This window comes from Streptomyces sp. JHA26, from assembly GCF_002005565.1.
GTDB lineage: Bacteria > Actinomycetota > Actinomycetes > Streptomycetales > Streptomycetaceae > Streptomyces.
Window position 1 is genome coordinate 18,080 of the sequence record NZ_BDJC01000055.1, and the last position, 26,793, is coordinate 44,872.

Here is a 26,793-nt window from a genome sequence, read left to right on the forward strand (position 1 = left end):
GTAAGGTCCGTGCACCGCTCGTCCGTGGCACACCGCACACAGCGGGCGACCCCTCCCGCGGACAGGAAGGGCCGCCCGATCACGGGCGTTCCCGCATGCGCCGCCGGCTACGCGGGATCCAGCACGGGTCGTGCGGGAAGCCCACCGTTGTTCTCGCAGCGCAGTTCCTTGGCCATGGCCAACGAGAAGGAATGGGCCACGGTCGCATAGGCGTCCTTCAACGCCTCGACGTCACCCTCGGGTTCCGTCGGCATGCCCCAGCGCTCCGCGCCAATGGCGACGAGAACCTCGTTCCCCGAGTTGGGGAACCTGTCGCTCCTGCACGCGAACAGGATCGACGCCCTGTTCGCCGCCGCCAGGGTGCGCTTCCCCATCTTCAGCTCAGTGAAGTCCGGGGCCGGAGCTCCCGTCGAGTTGCCGTCGTCCAGTCGCCAGGTGACTCGGATCGCGAAATCCGCCGTGTCGTCGGCCGTGTAGATGCGGCAGACGTCGTCGCGCCCTCCGGTGGGAGGCGGATACGCCGCGATGAGGTCCGTCGCGGCCTGCGCGACGGCGGACTCCTCCCCCGTCGTCCCGAACCGCGACGACCCCATGATCACCTTCAGTGCCTCGGATGCCTGGGCGGACACGGCGTCGCCACCACACAGTTGCGTCCCCGCCACAGCCTTGTCGGCCGCCTCCTCGTCTCCGTCCCCACCACAACCGGTGGCCCCGAGACACAACAAGCCGACCACGGCCGTGGCAAGGAGTCGAACACGCACTGGCCTACGATTGATCACTATCCGCATCCTTACGTATCTTCGGCCATCGGCCTCAGCCGGTCTCCGGGCGGTTGCCTTGCTGGTTCTCCCGGTCGTTGCCAACCCCGTAGCCGATCAGCATCGATTCACGAAGGTCCTGCGCGAACGTGCTGTTGCTGGGGTCCCAGACGTGGTGTCTCAGAAACTCCTCCATCGGTGCCTCGGCCAAGGTCTCGCCGCCGGAGAAGACCGTTTTTTTCTCTTCGTCGGTGAGCTCCTCCATCTTCTCCTTGTGCTTGTCCACCGCGTTGTCGGAGATGTCACCGACCACCTGGCCGACGACCTGCTCGGCGGCGCCGCTGAGGGTGTCGGTCGCCAGCGGGACGAGCACCGCGGCCGTGCCCACGGCCGCGGTCGCGGGCAGGAAGGCGACGCCCGCCGCGATACCCGCCGTGGCTCCGAACTCGACCCAGCCCGCCCGCTTGGCGACCGCCTTCTCGTAGTCCTCGTGCGTCTTGAGGTTGGTCGCCTCCACCTGGTCGGCCCGGGACTGGTCGAGCATGCCCTGCACCTCGGCGCCCGTGCGCACGGTCGCCCTGGTCCTGGCCTCGACCTCCTCGGTGATCTTCCCGTCGGGGCCCACCGACCCCTCCAGCACGCTGCGGGTGTAGACCTGCTCCGCGGTCGAGACCGTCGCGTAGGCGTCCGGATGCTGGCCGAGGGTGCTGAGGAAGCCCCGGACGGTGCTCCGCCCGTTCCCGTCCACGGTGTCCGAGAAGTCCATGTGTCCGTCCGGGTTCTTGCCCGGCGCGAACACGCTGTCCGGATCGTTCTTGGCCAGCGCCCAGTTGATGTCGTCGATGTAGCCGGCGCCCATGACGCCCAGGCTGTCGACCATCGCCTCGTGGCGCTCCTTGAGCAGGCCCGGGTCCTCGCTGTACTTCTCCATGACCTTCTGCATGATCGCGGCGTTGTCCGCGTCCCGCACCACGTGGGTGTCCGGGTGCCCGGCGGGGTAACCGAGGGTCGCCGCCTCCAGAGCGTGGCCGAGGGCGTCGGGCATGTGGTTGAGCGACCCCTCGAGTTCCTTCGGGTCGAGCGAGTTGACGTCACCGAAGGACTCCCACTTCTCGTTGGTGAAGAAGTCGAGGTAGTTGTCGAACGCCTCGCCGTCCTTGTCCTTGCCGAGGTCGGCCGTGGCGCCGCGGTTGACCGTACCGTCCTCGTTGTACGCGGTCGGGGGGTCGGTGAAGAACTTCTTCGCCGCGTCCGGGCTGTTGCCGAGTGCCTCCAGCATGGCGATGGCCGGGTCGTAGCCGGCGCCGTTCACCCCCGAGGGGTTGTACGGATTCTTGAGCCACCCGTTCACCATCTTGGTCTCGGCGAACAAGCCCGGCTTCTTCGCGTGCAGTTGCGCCACGTGTTCGGCGATCGGGTTGAGGAACTTCGCGTCGTAGTTCCCGTACCGCATGATCCCGCCGAGCAACTGGTATCCGAAGGGCCCGCCGGGGTCGTGCTTGGACAGCGCGATGTGCTCCGTGCCCAACTTGCGCAGCTCGGGACCCCACTTGTCAGTGAACGCCTTGTCGTGAGAGGCAGTGGCCAGGTTGAGGCCGAGGTTCTTCTGGAGCTCCTGGACGTCCTTGAGGCGTTCCGCGTCGACCTTGCTGTAGTCGTACGTGTCCGTGGCGAGCTGACCGAAGAACGCGAGTGACTTCTCGGGGCCCAGTTTCTCGTAGAAGTTCTTGGCGAACTCCTGCGACGAACCGTTGTCCTTCAGCAGTTCGTTGAGCTGCTGAAGGTCCTTGTGCGTGAGGTCCCGCCCCTTGGCCGCCAGGGCGGCGGCACGGGCTGCCTCCTCCTGGTCCAGCTTCGTGTACGTCGGAGCACTGAAGTCCTTGCGGTCGGTGACGTTGGCCTCGAGGGTGTTCTTGAGGGCGACGTCGGTGTCGTTGCAGTTGTCGACGATGAGGTCGATCCTCTTCTGCCACGACTCGATGTTCTTCTTCTCCTCGTGGAGGAGATCGCTGTAGTCGGGGGCGTGCCGTGCCGCGGGGCTCTCGGACAACGGGTTCTTCGCGGTGACCTTGCCCTTGCCGTCCACGCGGACGTGGGCCGCGGGTCCCTCGTGGTCCCGGATGTTGACCAGGTCGTCCTTGGCCTTCTTGATGGCCGCGTAACCCTCTTCCAGGATCGTTTTCACGCCCTTGGCCTCGGCCGCGGCGTCCGCGAACTCCTTGGCCGTCTTGCCGATGAACGCCTTGGTGACCCCGGCGTTGACGCCCTCCCAGTGCGCTTTGTCCGCTTTCGCCTTCATCCCGTCGGCCGCATCGGTGGCGAGCTTTTCCAGCTTTCCCGCCATGTCCGCCCAGTCGTCGACGGCGGTCTTCAGCTTCGCCAGCGGGGCGTCGATTATGTCCTCGTATTTCAGCATGCCATGTGCTCCCCCCGAGCCTTATTTCATGTATTCCGTGAGCACGGATATCCGCGTCAGGTCTCCCTCGACCTTCGCCTCGTCCTTGGCGTGTCGGGCCTTGCTGTAATCAAGGTGGTTCGAGATCTGCGCACAGGAGTCGAGCAGCGTCTTCAGATGGGTCTGCCAGAAGTCGTGCACCTTCAGCACGGCCGAACCGCTCACGAAGTTCCCGTTGGTCAGCGCCGTCGCCGCGTCGAACGTGGAGACACGGGCGATGTCGCCCTCCTTCCCCAGCCGTCCCAGCAGGTCGTACGCGTCATTGCCGATGGCGCCGAGGTCGTCCCGGTGGACCACCAGGTCTTTCCCGCCCCCACTGCCTCCGCCGCCTTCGGCCGGAACGCTGTCGATCTGCATGGCGGTCCGCTCGGCCGCCGCCGCGCGCAGCTCGGCCCATTCTTGCTCGAACGTCACGAATTCCCCCCAAGTCCATTCGGCAGACCGCTCCATCGTACTTACGCGGCCATCGATCTGATCACCTTTCTCTCGTATCACCCGCCCCGGCGGTAACGGGTCCAGTGAGGGACCGGGCCGCCGTCCGACCCGTTGGCCACGGCGGAGCGGACCAGGAGTCGACCGGAACGAAGAACCCGTGGGTCAGGCAGTCCTGCGAGGAGGCTCCAGAATTGCCACGCACTTCCCGTGATGCGTCGTCGAAGAGATGTCCGCCTGAGCGAGTATCGGAAAAGACCAGATCAGAGCCCGTTTTCCGGCTCAGTGTCCGTGTGCGGATGCCCGGAGCGTCACATGGGCGTCACGGCTGACGGCCCGTCCTTCCTCTTCGGACGGAACGGGCCGCCACGACCGGCTCACCTCCACGGGTCCGCTCCCGCTCACTCCGGTCGCCGGCTTGCGCATCATGAGCCTCGCCGTGTCTCCGGCGGTCGGCCGGCCTGCCGGAGGCGTGCTCCTTTGGTCGCCGGGTGAGGGCGGGGCGGCCGTCAACCGCCCCTGCCGGGACGGGAGTACGGTCGATCAGTCGCCATGCTCCAGCACGTGCGCGGCCCGGGGGGACGACGGGCTGCTCACGCTGGACATGCGCAAGACGCCCGTGGGTGGCCCTTCCGAGGAGTCGCAGGGCCTCGGCTCCGGAGATTTCGGACATCCGCCGTGCGGCGGGTGGCCGGCATCGGCACCGGCATCGTCACCGGGCGGGCTGTCCTGGTCCCCACCGACCCGACCACCGCCAACTACGCCGCACTCTTCGACAGCCTCGACTTCGTCGGGATGTTCCCCAACTCCCTCGTCGTCGCCGTGGCCGTGGCCGTGGCCGCCGGCAACCTGCTGTTCTGCTCGATACTCGGCTACGCGCTGGCGAAACTGGAGTTCCGCGGCCGCCGGGCGGTCTTCGCCCTGGTCCTGGCCGCCCTGATGGTCCCCGGCCTGGTCACCTTCGTCCCGCTGTACGTGCTGACCACCGACCTCGGTCTGACCGACTCGTTGCTCGGGTTGATCCTGCCGTTCCTCGCCGCGCCCTTCGGGGTGTTCCTGATGCGGCAGTTCATCGGCTCCCTGCCGGACGAGCTCATCGACGCCGCCCGCGTGGACGGCTGCGGGGAACTGGCGATCTTCGCACGGATCATCCTGCCGCTGACCAGGCCCGCGCTCGCCACGCTGGGCATCATCAGCTTCCTCGGCTCCTGGAACAACTTCCTGTGGCCGCTGGTCGTCGCCCAGAACGAGGAGCAGTACACGCTGCCCGTCGGTCTCGCCCTGGTCAGCAGCGGCCAGGACTTCACCCGCTACGGCGTGCTGCTCGCCGGCGCCCCCACCGCCCAGGTCTGGGTCACCACCGCCGACGGGTCGCGCAAGCTCGCCGTCGAGACCGTCCCGTTCAACAGCACCGTCCAGCCCATCGACATCCGCGTCGACGCGAGCAGCCGGGGCCAGCGCTTCACCGGCGCCGGGGCCTCCGTCACCGAGGCGTCCGCGCACCTCGTCCAGGGCCGACGGCACCAAGGTCCACCTGTGGACGTACGTCGGCAACACCAACCAGCAGTGGCGTCCCGAGGCCACCGGCACCGCCGGCCGGTACCGCTTCGTCGCCCGCCACAGCGGCAAGTGCCTCGCCGTCGACAACGGCTCCACCGCCGACGGCGCCCGCCTCTCCCAGCAGCCCTGCACCAGCTCCGCCGCCCAGAGCTTCGCCCTGACCGGCTGACCCGTCCACGAAAGGCGTGCCGCCCTCTTCCCCGCCCCCTCGCCGTCACGGTCGAGGGGGTCTGCGGGAAGGGGGCGGCATGACGAGCCCGCATCCCGACCCGACCCGTCAGGCGCGGTCGTGAAGCGTGACGTGGTAGCCGTCGGGGTCGGCGAAGGCGAAGGTCCGGCCGAAGGGGCCGTCGATCGGCTCGGAGACGATGGTGTGTCCGTCGGCGACGAGGGCGTCGTGGATGGCCTGGACGTCCGTGGCGTGGAACCAGAACGCGGCGCCGACGCCGGGCTGGGCGACGGATGCGAGGTCGGTGCCGGGGAGGACGTCGCGGAGTGCGAACGCGATCGGCTTCGTCTCGAAGACGACGGCGTGCGGAGGCCCGGCCGGCGAGCGGACGAGGCCGAGGTACCGCTCGTAGAACGCCTGCGAAGCGTCGAGGTCGCGCACTTGGAACGAGATGAAGTCGGGGCCGGTGGCGGGCATGATGACACTCCTCGGGTTCGTGTCAGTTTTCTGACACGAGAACTATGTCAGAATACTGACATGAGTCAAGAAGGTGTCGGCATCGACCTGGAGACGTCGCTGGGCTACCTGCTCAAAGAGGCGTCGAGCGCCCTCCGCGCGGCCATGGAGGAAGTGCTGCGGCCGCTCGGGATGGGCGTGACGCACTACTCCTGCCTCGAACTGCTGGCGCAACGGCCGGGCTTGTCGAACTCCGAGCTCGCGCGGGGCGCGTTCGTGACCCGGCAGACGATGAACGTGCTGCTCCAGGCCCTGGAGCGGGACGGCTACGTGACCAGGCCCGCGCAGGCGCCCGTCGGGAAGGCGCTGCCCACGCGGCTCACACCCGCCGGCCGGCGAAGCCTCGAGGAGGCGAGCGCGGCCGTCCGGTCCGTCGAGGTCAGAATGCTGTCCGGCCTGACCGAGTCCGAGCAGGCGGAAGCGTTCCGGATCCTGCGGAGCATGATCCACTCACTGCGCGGTGACGCCGAGGGTGCCACCTGAGGGCAGGACGTCGGACGTCAAGTTCCGTCGCGCCGGTCCCCTCGGACCGGACCGCCGGGGCGGTGGCGACCAGGGGCTCACGGTGCGCGGAATCCACGCGGACCACCACGGTGGTGTTGTCGCCGGCAGGTACCCCTGGTCGAGCTCGAGGGCACCGTCGTCGCGTGACGCGACCGGGTGCTGCGAGCATTCACCCTGTGCCTGCGCCGCGTCGATGGCGGCCTGGAGCTGGAACCAGGTCGGATCCGTGGGGCCGGCCGTGGGCCGCGCCACAGCCACGCCCAGCGCGTCAAGCACCTCGAAGAACAGAGGTCAGGCACCCTGCGCGGCCGGCTCCGGGATCGCCACGCGCTCCACGTGCGCCGTCATCGGGAACAGTTCGAAGGCGCACGGCGTCCGGACCCGGCAGCCGCCCTCGCGGAAGTACGCGGGGTCGCGGGCCAGGGTCGCAGGCGGCGCAGGCGATGCGGCGGGCACCGAGGGAGGACAGGTGGGCCACCGTCGTGAAGCTCCGCCGGGGCAGGGAGACCACATGGGTCCCCTGCCCCGGCGGAGCTCGGTCGGCCGGGCGGCGGGTCACCGGCGCCCGGTCGAGGCCGGTGCCGTGTGTCGTGCTCCCCGGCTCAGCCGAAGTTCACGTCACTGCACCACATGTAGGCCTGGTCGGTGTGCGAGGCCTGCCAGATCAGGAACAGGACGTGCTGTCCGGTGTAGCCGGAGGTGCTGACGTTGAACTTGTAGTCCGTCGCCGGGGCGAAGCGGCCGGTCTGCGTGATGTAGTCGAGGTTGCCCCAGCCCAGGGTCTGGGTCTGGGGGTTGAAGCCCTGCTTGCTCACGTAGACCTTGAAGTAGTCGGCACCGTGGGACGCCTGGTCGTACACGTGGACCGAGAAGTTGTTGCCGATGCTGGTCGTCTTCCACGGCCCGGGCTTGTTCAGGCTGGCGTTCCTCGAGAGGTTGTTGCTGCAGAGCGTCCCGTCGGGGGTCTTCGCCTGGAACTGGCCGCCGAGGCCGTCGCGGAGCGCGCTCATCCAGTTCCACATGGTGTCGCTGTTGGCCTGGAAGGCCTGCCAGCACATGGGGTCTTCGGTCTGCATGGCCGGGTTCATGTGGTCACCGCCCCACCTCTGCCAGCACTGGTACGCGCGGGAGGGCGGGCCGACGACGGTGCCGTGAGCCTGGGCGGGGGCCGACCAGGCCAGTGCGCCGACAACCACGGCGAACAACATGACGAACACCTGGAGAGGCCGACGAAGGGCCGACCGGGAACGCCCGGTCAATGGGCTCTGTTTGCGCATGTGGGGGGAACTCCTTCCAGTCGCCAAGCACTATGGGAGCGCTCCCAACGGTACGACCTCTCAGTGAAATGTCAATGAAACAAACGGAGTTGGTCACGGAGGTGACGACGAGCAGGGGATCTGCCGGCCCTGCCCGACGAGCCCCTCGCTCGCCTCACCTGCGGCCGGGACCCTTTGCCGGCCACCCCGACCGCGGTGCGCCGACCGTGACCAGGTGGACGACTCCGCCTGCCCGAGGTCCATGGGCCCTGCGGCCGGGCCAGAGCCGGCATGGGCGGCAAAGCGGGGGCGTTCGCACCGTCCGGCTCATCGGCACGGCTCGCTGCCCCCGCCTCGAGCGAGCGGCTGTACGGGCAGTCGACGGAGCCATTCCGCCAGAAGTTGCCCTTCGGCTTCGCTGAGGGCGTTCCGACCGGGCACCACGGCACGCAGGGCGCGGGCGGCACCGGCCGCGCCCTGCTCCCCTACGGCCGGCTCGCAGGTGGTGACGGCGGTGGACCGGGTGGGCTCGCCGTACATCGGCAGGTACAGCGCGGGTTCGGTCACCCCGAACTCGACCACGGCGTCCCAGCCGCCGCGCAGTTCCCCGATCGGGCCCCCGAGGCGGATTCAAGCTGCTCCTCGACTGCCAGGAGGCGGGTGAAACCGCGCTCCGCCACCGCGTCCAGCAGCCCTTCCCGTCGCCGAACAGCCGGTAGAGGGCCGGTGGCCGCAGTCCGGCGGCGTCGGCTACCGCCCGGGTGGTGACCGCGTCGCGGCCGCCGCGCTCCAGCCGGTCCATCGCGGCGTCGACGACCCGGCGGCGCGTCTGTTCACGCGCCGTGGCGCCGGGCTCCGCGGCACGCCGCGCAAAGGCCGGTTCACCAGACACACCGACGACAGCGCTGCCACGCCAACGGCACCATCACCGTTATCAACAAACTGATTTCACCGATACTATCGATGGTAACGTTCGAATAGTTCCACCGGAAACACAGGGTGAGGAGAACCGTCATGCTCGACCGTCTGCGCATTGTCGGAGTGGAAGAGACCGTCGTCGTGCCGGCTGTCTACGAGGCGTACGAGCGGGCGGGGTCGCCCCGGATCCCCGCGCGCGGCTTCGGGGACAGTCCGGTGGCAAAGAATCTGCACGTGGTCGGTGAACAGCGGCTGGCCCACATGGATGATCAGGGGATCGACGTCGCCGTGCTGTCCCTGTCGTCTCCGGGCGTGCAGGACCTGCCGAAGGCCGACGCCGTCGCGGTGGCCCGCGAGGCCAACGACCAGCTCGCCGAGATCGTCGCTTCCCGACCCGACCGCTTCCAGGCGTTCGCCGCGATCCCCACCCAGTCACCGGCCGCGGCCGCGGCGGAGCTGGAGCGCGCGGTGGTCGAGCTGGGCTTCCCCGGCGCCATGCTCTACGGCCGCACCGGGGACAAGCTGGCCGACCATCCGGACAACGACGAGCTGTACGCGATGGCCGAGCGCCTCGCCGTGCCGCTGCACTTCCACCCGCAAACGCCGGCTCAGCCCGTCATCGACGCCTATTACTCCGACCTTCCGGCCCCCATGGGCCCGGTGCTGGCCGGAGCCGGCCTCGGCTGGTACTACGACCTCGGCGTCCAGTACCTCCGCATGATCTTCTCGGGGGTCTTCGACCGGTTCCCCGACCTACAGGTGATCGCCGGACACTGGGGCGAGGTCGTGATGTTCTACCTCGACCACACCGGCTTCTTCGGCGAGGCAGGCCGCCTGCGCCAGCCCCTCGCCGACTACTTCAAGCAGAACTTCTGGGTCGCGGGCAGCGGCACCAACAGCCCCCGCTACCTGCGCTGGACCGCCGAAGTGATGGGAACCGACCGGATGCTGTACTCCACCGACTACCCCTTCACCTACGGCTTCCGCCCGGGCGGCTTCCCCTACGTCGACACCAGCAACGGCGAAGCCCGCTCCTTCCTGGAGAACTCGCCCTTCACCGACGAGCAGAAGGCCGACATCGGCCACCGCAACTGGGAACGCCTCACCGCCCGCGCCAAGCGCCCGTCCGCCTGAAGCGCTACCCACATGGGCCGACCGGAATGCCACCACACCCTCCGGCGGGCCCGTCGTCAGTCCCCGGAACCTGCCGAAGCGAACGTGTCACAGCACCCTTCTTCACTCCCAGCCGGGTTCGGCGCAGGGCGTCGGTGGCCGGAGTGGAGGCGGTGAAGGTGTAGCGGCCGAGCAGGTTCGGGTTGCGGTGCTTGAGCGGGGAGAGCCAGGCAATGTCCTCGTCGCAGATCTTGCGGTCCTCGGTGCAGAGCTGGGGACGGATGATCGCCCTCGAGTGGGACCTGAACCGCTGGTCGGCAGCGGTCCGGCGGCTGATGCGCCGGTATGGCCGGGCCTGGCAGTCGCCCGCCCGCCAGGACCTGGAATGCGATGAACACGTCGTGTCACATCGCGACCGGGCAGCACCGCTGACGGGCGGGGGTCAGTTGTCGAGCGGCACGGCTTCACCGTCGGTCACGAGGTGAGGTGTGATGCCCCGCTCACGGGCGGCGCGACCGAACCGCTCGGCGATGCCGGGCTGTTCGGCGTACACGGGAGGGTTGTCGAACAGTTCGTAGTGGATCGCGCAGGCTGCTGTGGCGCCGAGAGCCGCCGCGGCTTCCACGGCCTGTTCGGGCGTCAGTGTGACGGGCACGTTGGCCTCGTAACCCTCGAACCTGGCGATCACGCCGTTGACGGGCAGGAATGCCACGTCGAACGGGCCGTGATCGCGGGCGATCTGCCACCAGTTGCCGTGCCACATGGTGTCCCCGCAGTGGATGATCCGTCTCCCGGCCCCCTCCACGACCCACGCGACCTGGTCGCAGTCGCTGCCGCGCCAGTCCAGCGACGCGACGGGGGTGACGGTCAGCCCACCGATACGACGCGGTTCCCCCAGTTCCTGCGCCTCGGCCGTAATGCCGTCCTCCGCCAGCACCGAGGCGGTGGGAGAGTGGCAGCCGATGGTCCCCGAGACAGCCAGGCGCGCGATCAGTTCCCGGTCGTAGTGGTCGGGGTGCACATGTGTGATGAGGGCATGTGTTCCCGCCGGGGCGTCGACGGGCGGCAGGGGCCGCCGGGGCAGACCCATGACGGGTGCGAGCGGAGCGGTGTTCTCGAGCGGGTCGACCAGCAGGAGTGTCCCGCCCAATCCGATCTCGATGCCCGCCCACCCGAGGCGGCGCAGGTGCAGGGTGTCAGTGACGGTGTTCGTGGTCATGGTGAACCTCCTCGTGCGGCTGGTCGCCGCTCGTGCGGACAGGGGGTCCTGCCGTGCCGGCAGGAGTCACGGTGATGAGTACGGTCACAGCCGAGAGCCCGAGAACGGCCATGACCGTGGCCATGGGGACGGCGCTGTGCGCGGTGGTGAGCCCTACGAGGGGCGCGGCGAGTCCGCCGAACAGGAACTGGCCGCAGCCGAGCAGTGCCGCTGTGGCGCCGGCGTTCGGTGCACGGTGCCGCAGGACCAGCGCGGGCGCGTTCGGCAGGACCAGTCCCACGTGGGCGATCGCGACGAAGAGGGCCGCCAGGATCGGCCACAGTCCCAGGCCCGCGACCGCGAAGAGCAGCAGGACGACACTCGCGACCGCGGTGCCGGTCACACCGGCACGCAACAGCGCCCCGGCGCCGAAGCGCCCGACGAGCGCTCCGCCGGCCGCCGCCGCAGCGACGAGCCCGAACGCGTTCACCGCGAACACCAGGCTGTACTGCTGGGGGCTGAGTCCGTACAGGCTCTGCAGGACGAACGGGGAGCCCGAGATGTAGGCGAACATCACGGCGAACGTCAAGGCGTTGGCGAGGACGGGGCCGGTCAGGGTACGGTCCCGCACCAGGCCGCCGTACACCGAGCTCGTCCTGCGCCACTCCCACGGCGGGCGCAGGCGCGGCGGACGGCTCTCCGGCAGCGCTCCCGCACAGGCGACGAGGACCAGGGCGCCGAACGCCGCGACGGTCACGAAGACCGCCCGCCAACTCCACGCGTCGAGGATCCGCGCTCCCATCAGCGGAGCGAGCACCGGTGCCAGGCCGGTGACGAGGGTCAGCAGGGAGAAGTAGCGTGCCGCCGCCCTCCCCTCGTGCAGGTCGCTGACGTACGCGTAGGCGATCACCAGGGCGAAGGCGCCGCCGAGTCCCTGCACCCCGCGCAGCACGATGAGGAGCCAGACGTTCGGAGCGAGCGCGCACAGCGCTCCCGCCGCCGTGCAGAGGATGAGCCCGAACAGCAGCGGCCCGCGCCGGCCCAGCGCGTCACTGAGCGGACCGGCCAGGAGCTGCCCGACCGCCAGACCCGCCAGACATGCCGTGACGGTGAGCTGGACCGCCCACGCCGGGCTGTGCAGGTTGTCGGCGAGCCGGGGCAGACCGGGGATGTAGGCGTCGATGGACAACGGTCCGAGAGCGGTGAGGGCCGCCAGGAGCACCAGCACGCAGATCCTGCGGACGGCTCCTCCTGCGCTGCCGGCCCGGGTGGCCACCGCGTTCTCCGTGGTCACCGGGTCAGGACTTCCGGGCCGCGCGCACCACGTCCGCGAAGGACCTCGGCTCGCGACCGGTCAGCTCGGCCACCGCGCCGCTGACGTGGGCGAGGAACCCGCCGCGCGTCGACGCGCCGAACGAGGTGAACAGTTCCGACACCGGATCCGGCAGGCCGGCTTCCTCGAGTCCGGTGGCGAACGCGTGGTCGTCGACGCCGACGAGTTCGACCTCGCGCCCGCCGATCTCGCGCGCGAGGTCCGCCAGGTCGCGGGCGGTGACCGCCGCCGGGCCGGTGACGTCCAGGGCCCGGTTCTCGTACCCGTCCCGGGTGAGGACCGCCGCGGCCGCCGCCGCGCAGTCCTCCCGCGCGACGTACGCCGCTGCGCCGTCACCGCTGTTGGTCACCAGCCGGCCCGTGGTGATGGCCTGTTCGATGACGGGGATCTGCAGGTGCGCGTACAGATTGTTGCGCAGCACGGTCCAGCGCAGCCCGCTCTCCCGCAGTGCCTGTTCCGTGCCGGCGTGGTCGGCGACCACCACGGCGGGGTTGGCGGGCACCGGCTCGGGAACGGAGGTGTACGCGATGTGCGAGACCCCCGCCCCGGCCGCCGCCTCGACGGCCGCCCGATGCTGGTCGAGCCGGGAACCCACCGCGTCCGTGGAGATGAGCAGGAGCCGTTCGACACCGGCGAACGCGGCCGCCGCGGTGCGCGGGTCACCGAAGTCGGCCTGCCGCACCCGCGCGCCGCGGGTGGCGAGGTCGGCGAGAGCCTCCGGCGTACGCGTGGTGAGGACGACCTCACGCGGATCGACGGCACGCAGCACCAGTTCGGCGGTGGCACGCCCGAGAGGGCCGGAAGCACCAGTGATGCCGATCATTGTTCCACACCAATCTGTAGTCATCACAGTTACAATTTGAACTGTAGCCATGACGGCTACGGAATGGCAAGATGGCCGCATGGCCCGCTCCACCAACACCCAGTTCGCCGTCGCCGTTCATGTGCTGACCTATCTGGCCGGTGTCACAAAGGGCCGCACCGTGAGCTCGGAGGAGCTCTCCGAGAGCACCAACGTCAACGCCGTCCACGTGCGCCGCGTGCTCGGCCCGCTGCGAAACGCAGGGTTGGTGCGGTCACGGCCCGGCGTCCACGGGGGCTGGCAGCTCACAGTGGACGCCGCGGACATCCGGCTCGACCGCGTCTGGTCGCTGCTCCAGGGAACCGACCAGGTACTCGGTCGGCACGAGCCCGCCCCGACCTGTGCGGTGGGCCGCACCGTACAGGAGAGTCTGGACACGCTCGACCGAACGGTCGCCGATGCGATGACGACCGAGCTCGGGCACTTCACCATCCGTGACGTACTGAGAGGGCTGCCCACGCCGAAGCCATCGCCGCAAGGCGAGTAGTCTCGACAGGAGGTTCGACTTCCTCGGCTTCACGGCTCGCCGGACGGACAGCTGGGCGTGTTGACCGAGTAGGGCGCCGGAGTTGGTGGACCAGGCGCTGGTGGAGTGCGGTCGGCGGGACCGGCGTCCGGGGGCGCTGCCCTCCCGGTTCATGATCTATTACGTGCCGGCGTTGGCGCTGTTCCATCAGGACTCCTACGACGATGTCGCGGAGAATGCGGTGGGTGCCTGGTCGGCCTCCTGCCGTACGCGGGCGGCGTGTTCGGTCAGGCGCTCGATCATCGCGGGCCGGAACGTCACGCCGTCGGTGTCCAGGCCGAGGTCGGCGAGCGGGATGCGTTCACGAACGATCCAGTCCCCGGCGCACGGCGGATGGTGCGGTCCGAACAGGCGCAGGTCCTTCGTCCACCATTGCGGGCCACGCTCGTGGTGCTCCCCGAGCCGGGCCTCGGCTGTGTCGTCGCGGTGGTAGTGCGTGGCGATTTTGGAGCCTGCCGCAAAGGGGCTCTGACCTGTGGCTTTCTTGGGCTTTCAGGTTTGTTCGGTGGTGCTCGACCTGTTTCCCTCCGTGGAACGGTTCGGGCGACGGATCGATCTTTGCAGGTCGCTGACCTGCGGGTTCGTGAGTGAGGTGCCTGCATGGGCGACGCCCTCGGAGGGGCTTTCGGAGATTCTTGACGCTCGGATGACGCCCGAAACGGAAGTCTCTGCTGCACCTTCGCAGGCGCTGTGAGCCGCCATCTTCGGCCTGCACTTTTGGGGAACAGGACGCTCGACCGCCGATGTGATACCGGTCAGGTATCATCTGGGTATGGCGATGACACTCCGACTCCCTGACGACCTGGACGCGAAGCTTACGGAGCGGGCCCGTCGGGAGGGCCGCAGCAAGCAGGAACTTGCCATCGAGGCCATCCGTGACGCCCAGGACCGGGCCGAGCTGAAGGTCGACGACGTCCTGGCCGAGCTGATGGACAGCGATGCGGAGATCCTGGACTACCTGAAGTGACGACCGTGCGCTACCTCCAGATCGACGAGATCCTGGCCATCGCCCGCACGGTCAACGGCACCGAGCACAGCGTGCGCGACATGGGCCTCCTCGTGTCGGCGATCGAGCGACCCCGGACCAACGTGTTCGGGGCCGAGTTGTATCCCACGCTGCACGAGAAGGCTGCGGCCCTGCTGCACTCCGTCGCCCGTAATCACGCGCTGATCGACGGCAACAAGCGCACCGCCTGGCTCGCCATGCGTGTCTTCCTGCGGTTCAACGGCGTCAGCGCGAGTACCGTGCCGCCGCCCGTCTCCGTTGCCGGTCCGTTCGTCGAGGAAGTCGCGCAGGACAACGTCGATGTTCCGGCGATCGCCAAGCGCCTCGCGATCTGGTTTCCCGTTTCCTGACGTTCGACGAGGCAAGGGCGTTCGGGCGACAGCCGGACCCCGGCCTGCCGGGGAGCATGTGGACGCCGCACGAGGCAGCCTGCTGGCGGGCTTGCCGCCCCTCTCGTGGACGGGAGACGCGGGCGCCCCCGGCGACCGCTGAGCGTGCGCGGCCCGCGCACGGGCGCCCGCCCGCAGCACAGTCGTTCGAGCCCGCGCGGTTGCCCAGGGTGCGCTGCTCCCAGGTAAAACGCACCCTCCTACAGCCGTGGGACAGGACGGTGCGCAGCTTTAGCCTCGACACATGGACACAGACAAGGACCTCGCCGTCGAGAACGCGCTGGGAGGGTTCCTGCGGGCACGCCGTGCCCGCCTACGCCCAGAGGACGTAGGCATTCCCACCTCCAGTCGCCGCGGGGTGCCCGGTCTGCGACGTGAAGAGGTAGCCGTGCTCGCGGGCGTGAGTTCCGACTACTACACCCGTCTGGAACAGGGCCGCGAGCAGCACCCCTCGCAGCAGACACTCGAAGCTGTGGCGCGGGCTCTGCGGCTGGACGACGAAGCGGTGGCCCACCTGTGCCGGATTGTCACTCCGGCTGCACGCCGTACGGGCCGCGCGCCGCGCGTCGAACGTGTGGCCCCGCACCTGAGGCGACTGCTCGACACGTGGAGTGAGACCCCTGCCTTCGTCCTGGGCACGGCCTTGGACCTCTTGGCGTGCAACCGGCTCGCAAGCGCCCTGTACGCCGACTTCGCCCGAGCCGACAACCTGCTGCGTATGACCTTCCTGGATCCGGTCGCGCGGCGCTTCTACCGGGACTGGGACCGGGCCGCCCGGTCGACGGTGACGACACTGCGGCGAGCAGCCGGCGCCGGCCCCGACGATCCGCGACTGAGCGAAATCGTGGGCGAGCTGTCCGTACGCAGCGACCACTTCTGCACCCTGTGGGCACACCACGACGCGCGCACCAGGACACAGGAGGCCAAGCTTTTCCACCACTCCGAGGTCGGCGACCTGGAATTGCACTACGAGTCCTTCACCATCAACAGTGCCCGCACCCAGCAACTCGTCGTCTACCAGGCCGAACCGGGCACTCCGTCCGCCGACGCCCTCACCCTGCTCGGTTCGCTACGCGCCGGCCCCGAGCCCACGCGGAACGCGGAACCGGGCGCCGTCCGCGACTGAGAAGGCCGGACAGGGCGGGCGAGCAGCTCCCCTTGCCGGACGCGGAGAGCCTGCACCCGTGCCGGGGCAGGACACCACCCGTTCTGCCCGGACCGGACAGTGTTTAGGCTGGTTTCATGAGCGACAGCACTCCCTTGGGCGACTACCTCAGAGCACGACGTGAAGCCCTCAAACCGCAGGACGTCGGCCTGCCCGAGTACGGGCGCAGGCGGGTGCCGGGGCTGCGCCGCGAGGAGGTCGCCATGCTCGCTGGCGTGAGCTCCGACTACTACATGCGCCTGGAACAGGGCCGGGAGACCAGCCCGTCGCCCCAGATGATCGACGCGATCGCCGCCGCCCTCCGCCTCGACGACGAGGCCCACGATCACCTGCGCAGACTCACCCGCACAGCCCGGCAGCGCCGCAACGCACCAGCCGGTGACGACAGGATCCATTCCCAGCTTCTCCAGCTCATCGACGGCTGGCCCGACACCCCCGCCTTCATCCTCGGACCGGCCCTGGACGTCTTGGCGCACAACGCGCTCGCCGCGGTCCTGCACAGCGGATTCCAGCGCTTCGACAATCTGGCCCGCATGGCCTTCCTGGACCCGGCCGGACGCACCTTCTACCAGGACTGGGACGAAGCAGCCGGCTCGTGCGCTGCCGCGTTGCGCGTCGCCTATGGGCACGACCCCGACTCCCCGCGCATCGCCGAGGTCGTCGACACACTCAGTGCGAAGAGCCCCGCATTCGCCGGGCTGTGGGCGCAACACGAGGTGAGGGGTAAGACCCAGCAGGCGAAGCGTCTCGCGCACCCTGCGGTCGGCGCATTGGAGATCCATTTCTCCGCCTTCACCGTCAGCGGCACCCCGCACCAGCAGTTGATCGTCTACCAAGCCGAACCGGCGAGTGCCACCGCGGCCGCCTTCGCCGAACTACGGCGCGGTACCGGTCGAGGGGCTCGGCACCGGGTGGAACGGGAGTATCCCGGCCTGACTTTCAGCGCAAGCTGAAGGTCACCGTCCGTGCCCGGGAACGCGGGGCGGAACGGCCGGGTGCTGTCCCGGCGGCAGACGACCCGGCCGAGAACCCTGAGTTCCGGGTCCATCGCAAGGGCGGGTCATATCGCGCCCCCGACAGTGCGGCAGGGCGGCATACCCACCGCACCGTGTGGCGTCGGGCCGCCCGTTGCCCGGCATTGCTGCCCGGAACGAATGGCCCTGGCCCGGAGATCCGCGACTGTCAGCCGTGCGGGGGGACGCCTGGCTGACGGAGACGCTCGTCGTCCTCGCGGTAGAGCACCAGGTGCTCATGGAAGAGAACACCGTCGCGGACGTCGCCGGTTGCGGTGAAGCCGGTGTCGTCGATGTAGTCGATGTGGTCACCGGTGACGGTGTAGCGGCCGGTGTAGGCGCTCCGATGTTCCCCTCGGGCTTCGTCATAGCGGCCGTCCGGCAGCAGTTCCTGGCGGATGAAACCGTCCGCGGTCACCCACATCCCGACATACGGGTGCGGGTCGCGAGGCGTGTCGTTGCTGGTCATGGCCCCCATGCTCGTCTCCGGGACGGGAAGCGACCAGGCAGCCGCATACCCAGGTGCAGGGTTCCTGGGGGCCACGCACCCACGGACACAGCCATGGCCGCAGTGGGCGGCAGTGACCTCAGCCGTCACGCGGCCTGACACACCGCCGGGGTCAGCCCAACCAGTAGTGCTCAACCTCGTCGAACCGCTCCGGAGCGTCCCTGGGTTCGAGGACCGCCTCTTCCCGCAGGCGCTGGAACGCCTCGGTGCTGTCGTCCCAGCTGTCGTGGACGTTCCGCTGCACTCCCCGCAGTTTGTCGGTGCTGTTGTCCATGGCCGGCCTGACGCCGACCTTGGCTGCGTACTCCTCGACGGCGGCCTCCAGCCGAGCGTGCCACTCGGACTCTTCCCCTTCCGCCTCGTCCCAGATGCCCCCGTATTCCTCGCCGATGAGCCAGGCGTGGGCGTCCCAGGCGTCGTCGCGGGAAGCGACCATGGTCCAGCGGTCCAGCACCATGTGGGAGGACCCCAACCGCAGGTCCGGTTCGCTCGGGACGGGCGCCGGGCGCACGGTCGTCTCGGTCCCGGGCGGTATGTAGAGCGCGTTGCCGTCGCTGGCGTCCGACCAGGTGAACAGCAGGAGGTGCCCCTCTCGGGGCAGCATGTCGTCGAACAGCGTCCGGGGCACCGCGGCGAGGTCGAAGGCGGCGACGAAGATGTCGCCCACCTCCCATTCCATGTCCACGGGCAGCGCCGGCGACCCTCCGATGTGACCGATCACCCGGTCATCGGGCCGGACGCGCTTCGGCGCCTTCCACTCGAAGTACACCACCGGCTCCATGCTCCACAGCAGGCGGGTGATGGCGTCGTCGGACACCCCGTGCCGCCGGGCGAAGGCCCGGAAGGCGCTGCTGTGGGACGTCTGCCCCACGGGAGCGCCGGAGTGGCCGATGGGTTTGTCTCAGTTGCTCACGAGTTCGCTTTCTGGCGAAAATCGGTTGCTGGGCACCGTGCGGGCGGGGCCCGATGCCTGATCAACACGGTAGAGCACCCCTCCGACAACGCCCCCCGTCGCCAACTGCCAGGGTCCTTGGGCCTGTCCACACACCGCGTCGCCCTCGGACCATCGCCGGCCCGAGGGCGACGTGGCGTCGGCGACTCCCAGGGTCTGTGCGTGTTGTCCGACCTCTACCTGTGGAGCGGCGCCGCACCCACCCCTCAAGCGCAGCCCGCTCCGACCCTGGGTGCGGCACACCTGGGCACAGAGCGGCCTGGTTCCGCTTGCGCGGGGCGACGAACCTGATGGTCGTGCAGCGGCTGCCACTGTCACTGCCGAGTAGCAGCCCGTTGTCTGTACGACGCCTCTCCTGCGTTCGTCAGTCCGGCTGATGACTCGCACTTCGTCCTAGGAACATCATGACCAACACCGATACCACCGCCATGAACTGGAACCTGCAGGCGCTTGCCGAAATCGTCTCCGACGACAGCGGTCGCCCGGTCCTGTTCACCAACGCCCGGATCCTCACGATGGACCCGCTGATCGGGACGATGACCGGGGCTGACATCCTGTTCGTCGGCTCCCTGATCGTCGGAGTCGGCCCCTCCATCGTCACTGCGGCGCAGGACGACAACGCCATCGTCGTCGACTGCACGGGCATGTCCGTCGTCCCCGCCGTCGTGGACACGATCGCTCTGGCCGGTGGACGCGACCGGCGCGCGGAGTACGTCGCGACGCTCACTCCGGGCAACGCCACCGACTTCCTGGTAGTGCCCGACGAACTGGCCACCGACGTGCCCAGCGCGGTCGCCACCCTGCTGTCCCGCCCGGAGCAGGTCCGCGCGCTGGTCGCAGCCGGCAAGCCCGTCCGGTGGGCGGGCGCCGAGGTACCCGGCCGGCCGGCCGCCCCGAAGCCGGGCATTCCCGCGGCAGCGGACCTGACCGGAAGCCCGCGCATCGGCGTCTGGATCGACCGGGAAGACTTCCTGCACCAGGAACTCACCGTCGACGGTCGTTACGACGAGACCCGGGGCGGTCGCCCCCACGCCTACCAGGGCCGGTTCTGGATCGACGACGACCGCATCGACTACTTGGACGACCTCGGCTTCTGGGCCTACGGCGAATTCCGGGGCGACGAACTGCACCACGCGGGCTACGTCATGAAGCTTGGCTGACCTCCGGGCACCAATCACCGAGCGGCGATCACGGCGACCACCCGTCCTTGTCCGGCTGCCGTGGCCTGCCCGGCCAGGGCAGCCGGAGGGGCGCCGGCCCAGGTGCCACGCGTCCGGAATCGATGCCTTGCCCCGCACGCCGCGTCCCTCCCTCTCCAAGATCCCACCCCGTAGCACGGAAAGCAGATCCACCATGCACGTCAACGACACCACCAGCGCGGCCGTCCTCGAACAGCTCCGGCGCCGCCCCGCACACGAGCGGCGCATCCTGTTCACCGGTGCCACCGTCGTCACGATGGACCCCAGCCTCGGTGTCCTCACCGACGCCGACCTGCTCGTCGAGGGCGACACCATCACCGCCATCGGCCCCTGCCTCGACGCGGGCGACGCCGTGGTCGTCGACGCCACCGGCGCTGTCCTCAGCCCCGGTTTCGTCGACACCCACCGGCACGCCTGGGAAGCCCAGCTGCGCAGAATCATGCCGGACGTCGACGATCTGGGCGCCTACGTCATGTCCACGCTTGCCGGTTACGCCACTGTCTACCGACCCGAGGACATGTACACCGGCACCAAGCTGGCCGCGCTCACCGCGCTCGACAGCGGCATCACCACCATGCTCGACTTCTCCCATAACTCCCGCACCCGGGCACACTCCGACGCCGCCGTCGAAGCCCTCCGCGACACCGGCCTCCGGGGCGTGCATGCCGCCATGGGCCCGCACTTTGGCGACTGGGACCAGCAGTGGCCCGGCGACCTCACTCGCCTCAGGGAGCAGTACTTCAGTAGCGACGACCAGCTGCTCACCCTGCGCCTGGCGACACTCGCCACCGACGAGATCGCAGGACCAGCACTCGCGTACGGCCCCGGACTCGCGCGTGTGGCGCAGGACTTGGGTATCGGAGTGAGCGTGGACGCCGTATTCGGCACGGCCTCCTCCGACGCCGTCCTACGCTGGGCCACGGACGGCCTCCTCGGCCCCGACGTCACCCTCATCCACGCCACCGGACTGAGCTCCCGGGCATGGAAAGTGATGGGGGAGACGGGCACCACGGTGGCGCTCGCCCCCACCTCCGACGCCCAGATCGGTCTGGAAACCGCCGTCCCCGCCGTTGACGAGGCCCTGTCCGTCGGCATCCGCCCCGGACTCAGCATCGACGTCGAGGTAGCCCTGGCCAGCGACATGTTCACGCAGATGCGCGCGCTGCACGCCATCCAGCGGATGCGGGCCGTCCACGCCACGTACGGTTCCGACGGGCAGCCGAACCGCATCACCACCCATGACGTCCTGGACTTCGCCACCCTCCAGGGCGCGCGCACCAACGGCCTGGGCGCCGTCACCGGCTCGCTGACCCCGGGCAAGAAGGCCGACCTGCTGGTCATCCAGGCCGAGGACCTGAACAACATGCCGCTCAACGACCCCATCGGCACGATCGTGCTGGGTTCGGACGCCCGCAACATCAGCGCCGTCCTGGTGAACGGCGAGCCCCGCAAGTGGAACGGCCACGTTCTCGACGTCGACCTGCCCGCCCTGCGCCGCGAGGTCGACGCCTCACGCGCATACGTGCTGAACGCCTCGGCCGCCTGAACACCCCTCGTGGGTGCCTCCGGCCGCCTCTGCCCGGCGGCGGGGGCACCCCTGCCCCCAGCCCGGCGATGCGTCGGCACCCGGGGCAGCCACCACGCCATCCCCGGAGTTCTCGTGTCCCACCCCTTCCCACCTCGCAAGCACTCCGCCGTCAGCACACCCGACCGGCCGCCCGGCTGGGCTCCGGCCGTGCCGACCACCGTCCTGCTGACCGCACTCGGTGTGCTGATCGTCGGTCAGATGTACACCGTGCTGGCCCTTTTGCAGCCCATGGCCACCACGCTCGGCACCACACCCGGCCAGGCCACCTGGACGGCGACCGCGTTCGGCTTCGCCTACGCCGCCGGCTTCCTCCTCGCCGGCCCGCTCTCCGACCGCTACGGGCCCCGCGCCGTCATCACCGCGGGACTCGTGGCCGCCACGGTGACCACCGCGGCGGTCGGCTTCGCCCCCGACCTCCCCACCGTAATCGTCCTGCGCAGCCTGCAGGGACTGACCGCCGCGACGTTCGCCCCCTCCGCGCTCTCCTACGTCGCCCGGCACATCGCGCCGCAGCGCCGCGGCACCTCTCTCACCTGCGTCACCAGCGGCATGCTGGCCGCCGCCGTCGTCATGCAGATCGGCGCCCAGGTGCTCGCGGCCCACGCCGGCTGGCGCGCTGTCTTCTGGACAGGCGCCGCCCTGATGGCGCTGAGCCTCGTCCCGGTGCGCCGGGTGCTGCGGCCTACCGCGCATCATGGCGACGAGGGTGGACTGCTGCAGGCGTTCACGGCGATGCCACGGTTGCTGCGCCGGCCCCGGCTGGGCGCCCTGTGCCTGGCCACGGTCGCCCTGATGGCGGCCTTCGTCGCCCTCTACACGGCGGTGGCCATCGCCGGACCGCCAGGCATCGCAGGCAATTCGAGCGCCGTACTCGCGCTACGGGCCAGCGGATTGCCCGCCCTCATCGCCGTACCCCTGCTCGTTCCCGTGCTGCAACGGCTCCGCGCCCCGCTGCGTGCGACTTCCGCCTTCTTCCTGGCCGCCCTCACCGTCGCTGCAGGCTCCTTCCTCGGCGGCCACACGGTGTCGCTGGCCGTCGCACTGCTGCTGTTCGTGGCCGCCGTCGCCGTAGCGGCACCCGCCGTCGTCGAGACCATCGGCGCCCTCGCCCCCCACGCGCGTGGCACGGCGGTCGCCTTCTACGGATGCAGCATGTTCATCGGCGCCAGCCTGGGCCCGCAGATGGCCGGTGTCTTCGCCGGGCTCGGCTTCAACGGCCTCCTGCTCGTCGTCGCCGCGGTGCTCGTCCTGGGCGCCCTCCTGGCCCTGCCGGCCATCCGGGACCAAGGCGCTTTCGCGACCCCGCCACCGGCCCCCGGCGGACCGGCCCACGAGCGGACGGCGGCGGACAGCGGCACGCCGACCGTGGCTGGTCGCGATCCCGCGGGCTGACCCGCGAGAGCCGGAACCCGTCACGGGCCGGGGGACCGTCTGCCGCGGCCTCGCGAGCGCACGCGTCCGGAGCACACACGCCGGCCGCCGCGGCGCACCTCTGGACGCGACGGCCTCGCTTGACGGCCGGTGCGCAGACTGTCCGGCCGTGGCCCCGAGGCGTGCGGGCGGTGCTGCCCGCACGCCGCGAGCGTGGTGCTCCGCCGGGGCCGGTACGCGAGAGTCCGCTTCATTGCCCGTGACTGGCGCCGGAGGCCGCCGACCGGGGAAGGACGCGGGGCGCGACGTCATGAGCAGTTGGTGCCGTTCCTCGGGACCGTCCCGTCGAGCAGATACGTGTCGACCAGCCCGGTCAGGCAGTCGTTGACGCCGTAGGTGCCATGTCCCTCACCGTCCACGGTGAGGTGGACGCCGACCTTCTTCCCCAGTTCGTCCGCCATCTTCTCGGCCCCCTCGTAGGGCGTGGCCGGGTCACCGGTGTTGCCGATGACGAGGACGGGATCCGCGCCGTCGGCCGACACTTCGACGGTGGGTGCATGGCCGTCGACGGGCCGGCCGGTGCACTGGAGCAGCCCCAGGCCATCCAGTCGCCGAACACCGGGGACGCCGTGCGGAACTCGGACAGGTGACGGTGTACGTCCTAATCGCACGACACGGCGGGTGAGTTGAAGTCAACGGGCGTGGGCGCGTACAACAACGACAACAGGGCCTCCGGGATCCGCTCGGAATGGGGTCGCACCCCCGAGCTACCAGGAGGCCCTGCCTTCATGCGCGTACGACCGAAAGATCGCCCGAGCAGGAACTCCGTTCGAACCACACGTTCCAAGATCGGTTGAGATACGGCTTCTGAGCCCGGACCACCTCGCCAAATTCGCAGTTCTACGCGTCACGCGCCTGGCCTCTATCCGGCGTACCAAGGATCCGGACTGCTGGGCGCTCCACAGATGTGGCTGAGCAAGACCGCTTGGCACGACGAAATTCCCGCTGACCTGCCACAGCCGCGTAGCCAACAGACCGCCTGACCACCGGCGCAAAGCACCTGACGACCCATCAGGACGAGCGTCAAATGAGCGTCATTTCAGCGTCAAGATATCGCCCGTAACGCCCACACCGCACATAATGCGCACGCACAAAACCGCAGGTCAGGAGCCCTTCGCGGCCGGTTCAAGGATCGCCACACACTCAACGTGGTGGGTCATCGGAAAGATGTCGACCCGAGCGAGTCACAGAAAAGAGCAGGCCAGAGCTGCTTTCTGGGCTCGCCGCGCAGCGCCCGAGCCCCCAGAGCGTCAAACGAGCGTCACGTCCGGCAGCCTTCGCCTCCTGCTCAACGCGGAGCTGGTTCGCACAGATCTCCTCACGCTGGGTCACTTCACAAGGCCACCGCCCCCGTCGCCGGTCGCCGCCCGGCAGCGCAGGAGGGCTTCCGTGGAGCGGTCCATCGGGAAGAACGCCTCGACCGCCAGCTCCGAAAGCGTCACGTCTTCCGGCGCCCCGAACGTGGTGATCATGCTGAAGAAGGACATGACGCCGTACGGCGTGCCGATCCTCAGCGGTACGACGATCCCCATGGGGTCGACGCACGCGGGCTCGGCTGCCACGCCCGGTGGAGCCGGATACTCGGACACCTCTTCGTACAGCTCGCGCAGATCGCGGTCGCCCGTGGCGTTGGCCTGATGCAGGAGGCGGCCGAGGGCATGGGCGCGGACCTCCGCGAAGTTCAGGCAGTGGGAGCCCAGGCCGTCCGGATGCAGGATCAACCGCATGACGTTCGCCGTCGGGTCCGTCAGATGCGGCGGGACGAGGTCGAGCAGAACGGACATGGCCCGGTTGAAGTCGATGACATCCCAGATGCGGTCGATGACGGCTGCCGGGTAGGGCTCGTGCCCCGCGAGCATGCTGCTGAGTGCCGCGCGCACCATCGCCATGCGGTCGCTGTCCAACGGGGTCTCCCGGTACACCGGCGCGTAACCGGCGGCCAGCAGCAGTCCGTTGCGGTCGCGCAGAGGAACCTCGAGGTGTTCGGCGAGCCGGAGCACCATCTCCCGGCTGGGCCGGGCCCGGCCCGTCTCGACACACGACAGATGGCGGGTCGAGGTGCCCGCCTTCAACGCCAGGTGGAGCTGACTGAGTTTGCGGCGCTGCCGCCAGTCCCGCAGTAACAGCCCCACATGCGACCGTTCGTCCGTCTGCATGTTTCCACAGTAGTAAGTACCGGGTCGCCGAACCATGACCTCTGAGGTCATGGATTCCGCGACGAGTGGCGTGTCACGGTGGACCCACGAACCCCCCAGGAGGAGATCCGCTATGACGCACGCCCTGCCCACCGTCGACACGGCCACCCCCTCGCTCGACACGGCGCGCTTCCTGCGCCTCGTGCTGCGTGTCGACAGCGCGAGCACTGCAGTGATGGCGGTCATGCTGATCGCGGCCTGTGTGCCGCTCGGTTCCGCCACCGGCATGCCGGTGGGGTTCACGGTCGGGTTCGGGATCTACCAGCTCGGCGGGGCGGCCGCGCTTGCCCTGATCGCGGGCTATCCAGTGATCCCGCCCGGACTGGTCCGGGCCGTGATCGCGGTGAACGCGGCCTCCGCCGTCGCCTGCGTCACGCTGGCCTTCGCCGGCCTGGTCGACCTGACCGGCTTCGGAGTCGCCTTCATGCTCATCGGCGCACTGGTCGTCACCGTGTACGCCCTCTTGGAGTTCGCGGGCCTGCGGCGCATGACCGCCGCTGCATGAGGCGGTGGCGCGCACCGGCTCGGTCCACGCCATGGTCGGCTTCCACGACAGGACGACGGGATCAGTCCCGGGGTGCGCGGGCCCGCATGTAGACGATCGGGGTGGGCAGCGTGATGATCCCGTCCGCCCCGCGCAGAGCATCCAGCCTGCGGGCGACCTCGGCGGCCAGTTCCTGGGCCTCCTGCTCGGCGAGCCGGTCCCAGAGGCGGCGCATCCCGTGCGTGCGGGTCCACCGGACCCACTGGTCCCCGGACTCGACGGTGATCAGCAGGTCCTCCTCGACGACCTCCGCGTCCACGAAGCCGGCGCCGGCCAGCGTGCTCGTCACGGCCTCCTCGGTCACCAGCCAGTTGTTGTGGATGTTCGTGAACGGGCAGTCGTAGGCGTCTCCCTCCTTGGCCTGCGTCATGTGAGGCAGCAGCAGGTCATGGACGTCCTCGGGGAGGAAACCCCACTTCCCGGTCGCGGTCGGGAAGAAGGAAGGGGCGCTCGCGGCGAAGGTGCCGCCGGGCCGCAGGAGTTCGCGGTACGGCCTCAGTTCCGCCGGGCCGTGGGTCCAGATGAAGACACTGAAGCCCCCGATGACTGCGTCGAACCGGGCCGGGGGGTACTCCGGCTGCTGCCCGTTCATCAGGTGCGTGGTGACCTGGCCGAGACCGCGTTCGCGGGCGTCCTTCTCGGCGTACTTGACCATCTCCTCCGAGATGTCGATACCGACCACCTCACCGCCGGCTCCGACTGCCTCGGCCACCGGGAAGAGGACGGCACCACGGCCGCAGCCGACATCCAGCACGGACTGTCCGGCGCCGATTCCGGAGAATTCGACGAGTCGCCGGCCGATGGGCCCGAAGAATTCCACGCCGCTCTGGTCGTACACCGCTGCTGCGGCATCGAAGACTCGGTGCATCTCCGCCGTGCTCTCGGAATTTCCCATGTAACTGCTCCTTGCCGGGAGGAATAGGGATGGGCCACCGTTCAGCGGCGCCTGCCATCGTGGAACACGGCTTCGCACCGCGTCCAATAATCGCCCCTTCTGACCGCCAGTAGCGTTCGTTATGAACTCATAGCGAATGCTACTGGCAGCCAGAAGTCCCTTGTATTGGACGGCACAGGGCTGCCGCAGCCAACATCGGTCACCGGGACCGGGCCGCGCTCCGGTCTCCGTGGAAAGGGTGGAACAAAATGAGTGAATTCCCAGGTTCGTCGGCTCCGCAGGGCGCGGGGACCACCGGAGTGGAGGCT

25 protein-coding genes and 5 pseudogenes are annotated in these 26,793 nt (G+C 69.3%); 14 read left to right on the forward strand and 16 right to left on the reverse strand.

Features of this window, described 5'->3' with window-relative positions:
- Positions 1 to 107: 107 nt before the first annotated feature.
- The 3 genes from JHAT_RS26975 to JHAT_RS26985 all read right to left on the reverse strand — a co-directional run bounded on the left by JHAT_RS26975 (position 108) and on the right by JHAT_RS26985 (position 3,627).
- Positions 108 to 629, reverse strand: a complete 522-nt coding sequence (locus tag JHAT_RS26975) for a hypothetical protein (protein WP_253195621.1) — start codon at positions 627 to 629, stop codon at positions 108 to 110.
- 184 nt (positions 630 to 813) lie between these two features.
- Positions 814 to 3,174, reverse strand: coding sequence for a hypothetical protein (locus tag JHAT_RS26980; RefSeq protein WP_077800878.1), 2,361 nt, complete (start codon positions 3,172 to 3,174; stop codon positions 814 to 816).
- A 21-nt stretch (positions 3,175 to 3,195) separates the two neighbouring features.
- Complete coding sequence (locus JHAT_RS26985) at positions 3,196 to 3,627, reverse strand: hypothetical protein (RefSeq protein ID WP_077800879.1); 432 nt, start codon at positions 3,625 to 3,627, stop codon at positions 3,196 to 3,198.
- A gap of 813 nt (positions 3,628 to 4,440) precedes the next feature.
- On the opposite strand from JHAT_RS26985, the pseudogene JHAT_RS26990 reads away from it, so the two are divergent.
- Positions 4,441 to 4,899, forward strand: a pseudogene (locus tag JHAT_RS26990) (carbohydrate ABC transporter permease); the annotation flags it as partial.
- A gap of 259 nt (positions 4,900 to 5,158) precedes the next feature.
- Positions 5,159 to 5,374: pseudogene (locus JHAT_RS26995) on the forward strand (RICIN domain-containing protein); the annotation flags it as partial.
- A gap of 108 nt (positions 5,375 to 5,482) precedes the next feature.
- On the opposite strand, the gene JHAT_RS27000 reads toward JHAT_RS26995, so the two are convergent.
- Complete coding sequence (locus JHAT_RS27000) at positions 5,483 to 5,851, reverse strand: VOC family protein (RefSeq protein ID WP_077800880.1); 369 nt, start codon at positions 5,849 to 5,851, stop codon at positions 5,483 to 5,485.
- Between the two features lie 60 nt (positions 5,852 to 5,911).
- Here JHAT_RS27000 and JHAT_RS27005 point away from each other — a divergent pair, with 60 nt between their 5' ends.
- Entirely contained in the window at positions 5,912 to 6,373 is a 462-nt protein-coding gene (locus JHAT_RS27005) for a MarR family winged helix-turn-helix transcriptional regulator (RefSeq protein WP_077800881.1), read from the forward strand.
- 312 nt (positions 6,374 to 6,685) lie between these two features.
- On the opposite strand, the pseudogene JHAT_RS27010 reads toward JHAT_RS27005, so the two are convergent.
- The 3 genes and pseudogenes from JHAT_RS27010 to JHAT_RS36000 form a co-directional block, all read right to left on the reverse strand.
- A pseudogene (locus tag JHAT_RS27010) lies at positions 6,686 to 6,875 on the reverse strand (RNA methyltransferase); the annotation flags it as partial.
- 121 nt (positions 6,876 to 6,996) lie between these two features.
- Positions 6,997 to 7,602 carry a lytic polysaccharide monooxygenase gene (locus JHAT_RS27015; RefSeq protein WP_077800882.1) on the reverse strand — a complete coding sequence of 202 codons (606 nt, stop codon included), beginning with the start codon at positions 7,600 to 7,602 and terminating at the stop codon, positions 6,997 to 6,999.
- 223 nt (positions 7,603 to 7,825) lie between these two features.
- Positions 7,826 to 8,452: a hypothetical protein gene (locus JHAT_RS36000; RefSeq protein WP_375603594.1), complete on the reverse strand. Its 627-nt coding sequence runs from the start codon at positions 8,450 to 8,452 to the stop codon at positions 7,826 to 7,828.
- Between the two features lie 212 nt (positions 8,453 to 8,664).
- On the opposite strand from JHAT_RS36000, the gene JHAT_RS27025 reads away from it, so the two are divergent.
- Positions 8,665 to 9,702: an amidohydrolase family protein gene (locus JHAT_RS27025; protein WP_077800883.1), complete on the forward strand. Its 1,038-nt coding sequence runs from the start codon at positions 8,665 to 8,667 to the stop codon at positions 9,700 to 9,702.
- A 4-nt stretch (positions 9,703 to 9,706) separates the two neighbouring features.
- Here JHAT_RS27025 and JHAT_RS36005 read toward each other — a convergent pair.
- The 4 genes and pseudogenes from JHAT_RS36005 to JHAT_RS27040 all read right to left on the reverse strand — a co-directional run.
- Positions 9,707 to 9,934 (reverse strand): annotated as a pseudogene (locus JHAT_RS36005) (hypothetical protein); the annotation flags it as partial.
- Positions 9,935 to 10,123: 189 nt separating this feature from the next.
- Positions 10,124 to 10,900 (reverse strand): MBL fold metallo-hydrolase, encoded by a 777-nt coding sequence (locus JHAT_RS27030; protein ID WP_077800884.1) that lies wholly within the window; start codon positions 10,898 to 10,900, stop codon positions 10,124 to 10,126.
- Positions 10,878 to 12,173 (reverse strand): multidrug effflux MFS transporter, encoded by a 1,296-nt coding sequence (locus JHAT_RS27035; protein ID WP_216353449.1) that lies wholly within the window; start codon positions 12,171 to 12,173, stop codon positions 10,878 to 10,880. The genes JHAT_RS27030 and JHAT_RS27035 overlap by 23 nt, the downstream gene beginning before the upstream one ends.
- Positions 12,174 to 12,177: 4 nt before the next feature.
- Complete coding sequence (locus tag JHAT_RS27040) at positions 12,178 to 13,035, reverse strand: NAD(P)H-binding protein (RefSeq protein WP_077800885.1); 858 nt, start codon at positions 13,033 to 13,035, stop codon at positions 12,178 to 12,180.
- A 79-nt stretch (positions 13,036 to 13,114) separates the two neighbouring features.
- Here JHAT_RS27040 and JHAT_RS27045 point away from each other — a divergent pair, with 79 nt between their 5' ends.
- The 6 genes from JHAT_RS27045 to JHAT_RS27070 all read left to right on the forward strand — a co-directional run bounded on the left by JHAT_RS27045 (position 13,115) and on the right by JHAT_RS27070 (position 17,113).
- A complete protein-coding gene (locus JHAT_RS27045; protein WP_077800886.1) occupies positions 13,115 to 13,561 on the forward strand; it encodes an Rrf2 family transcriptional regulator in 447 nt (148 codons plus the stop codon).
- An 85-nt stretch (positions 13,562 to 13,646) separates the two neighbouring features.
- Positions 13,647 to 14,033, forward strand: coding sequence for a transposase domain-containing protein (locus JHAT_RS36010; protein ID WP_171991073.1), 387 nt, complete (start codon positions 13,647 to 13,649; stop codon positions 14,031 to 14,033).
- Positions 14,034 to 14,372: 339 nt separating this feature from the next.
- Positions 14,373 to 14,567 (forward strand): ribbon-helix-helix protein, CopG family, encoded by a 195-nt coding sequence (locus JHAT_RS27055; RefSeq protein ID WP_007445201.1) that lies wholly within the window; start codon positions 14,373 to 14,375, stop codon positions 14,565 to 14,567.
- Entirely contained in the window at positions 14,564 to 14,956 is a 393-nt protein-coding gene (locus JHAT_RS27060; protein WP_077800888.1) for a type II toxin-antitoxin system death-on-curing family toxin, read from the forward strand. The genes JHAT_RS27055 and JHAT_RS27060 overlap by 4 nt, the downstream gene beginning before the upstream one ends.
- Before the next feature lie 283 nt (positions 14,957 to 15,239).
- A complete protein-coding gene (locus JHAT_RS27065; RefSeq protein ID WP_077800889.1) occupies positions 15,240 to 16,121 on the forward strand; it encodes a helix-turn-helix transcriptional regulator in 882 nt (293 codons plus the stop codon).
- A 116-nt stretch (positions 16,122 to 16,237) separates the two neighbouring features.
- Positions 16,238 to 17,113 carry a helix-turn-helix transcriptional regulator gene (locus JHAT_RS27070; protein WP_077800890.1) on the forward strand — a complete coding sequence of 292 codons (876 nt, stop codon included), beginning with the start codon at positions 16,238 to 16,240 and terminating at the stop codon, positions 17,111 to 17,113.
- A 229-nt stretch (positions 17,114 to 17,342) separates the two neighbouring features.
- Here JHAT_RS27070 and JHAT_RS27075 read toward each other — a convergent pair whose 3' ends face one another.
- Positions 17,343 to 17,642 carry an Atu4866 domain-containing protein gene (locus JHAT_RS27075; RefSeq protein ID WP_107482028.1) on the reverse strand — a complete coding sequence of 100 codons (300 nt, stop codon included), beginning with the start codon at positions 17,640 to 17,642 and terminating at the stop codon, positions 17,343 to 17,345.
- A 151-nt stretch (positions 17,643 to 17,793) separates the two neighbouring features.
- The gene (locus JHAT_RS27080) at positions 17,794 to 18,552 is read right to left on the reverse strand and encodes a hypothetical protein (RefSeq protein WP_077800892.1); all 759 of its coding nucleotides are present in this window, start codon (positions 18,550 to 18,552) and stop codon (positions 17,794 to 17,796) included.
- A gap of 485 nt (positions 18,553 to 19,037) precedes the next feature.
- On the opposite strand from JHAT_RS27080, the gene JHAT_RS27085 reads away from it, so the two are divergent.
- From JHAT_RS27085 to JHAT_RS27095, 3 genes are all read left to right on the forward strand, one after another.
- Positions 19,038 to 19,793, forward strand: coding sequence for an Atu4866 domain-containing protein (locus tag JHAT_RS27085; RefSeq protein ID WP_077800893.1), 756 nt, complete (start codon positions 19,038 to 19,040; stop codon positions 19,791 to 19,793).
- Positions 19,794 to 19,986: 193 nt separating this feature from the next.
- The gene (locus JHAT_RS27090) at positions 19,987 to 21,378 is read left to right on the forward strand and encodes an amidohydrolase family protein (protein ID WP_077800894.1); all 1,392 of its coding nucleotides are present in this window, start codon (positions 19,987 to 19,989) and stop codon (positions 21,376 to 21,378) included.
- A 189-nt stretch (positions 21,379 to 21,567) separates the two neighbouring features.
- On the forward strand, positions 21,568 to 22,812 hold the full coding sequence (locus tag JHAT_RS27095) for an MFS transporter (RefSeq protein ID WP_253195622.1): 1,245 nt from the start codon (positions 21,568 to 21,570) through the stop codon (positions 22,810 to 22,812).
- 287 nt (positions 22,813 to 23,099) lie between these two features.
- Here the strand turns inward: JHAT_RS27095 and JHAT_RS27100 are convergent.
- Both JHAT_RS27100 and JHAT_RS27105 read right to left on the reverse strand, forming a co-directional pair.
- Positions 23,100 to 23,449, reverse strand: a pseudogene (locus JHAT_RS27100) (alpha/beta hydrolase); the annotation flags it as partial.
- A 730-nt stretch (positions 23,450 to 24,179) separates the two neighbouring features.
- Complete coding sequence (locus JHAT_RS27105; RefSeq protein ID WP_077800895.1) at positions 24,180 to 25,007, reverse strand: helix-turn-helix domain-containing protein; 828 nt, start codon at positions 25,005 to 25,007, stop codon at positions 24,180 to 24,182.
- A 112-nt stretch (positions 25,008 to 25,119) separates the two neighbouring features.
- Here JHAT_RS27105 and JHAT_RS27110 point away from each other — a divergent pair, with 112 nt between their 5' ends.
- Positions 25,120 to 25,551 (forward strand): hypothetical protein, encoded by a 432-nt coding sequence (locus JHAT_RS27110; protein WP_077800896.1) that lies wholly within the window; start codon positions 25,120 to 25,122, stop codon positions 25,549 to 25,551.
- A gap of 61 nt (positions 25,552 to 25,612) precedes the next feature.
- On the opposite strand, the gene JHAT_RS27115 is transcribed toward JHAT_RS27110, so the two are convergent.
- Positions 25,613 to 26,485, reverse strand: coding sequence for a class I SAM-dependent methyltransferase (locus tag JHAT_RS27115; protein WP_077800897.1), 873 nt, complete (start codon positions 26,483 to 26,485; stop codon positions 25,613 to 25,615).
- Between the last annotated feature and the right edge of the window lie 308 nt (positions 26,486 to 26,793).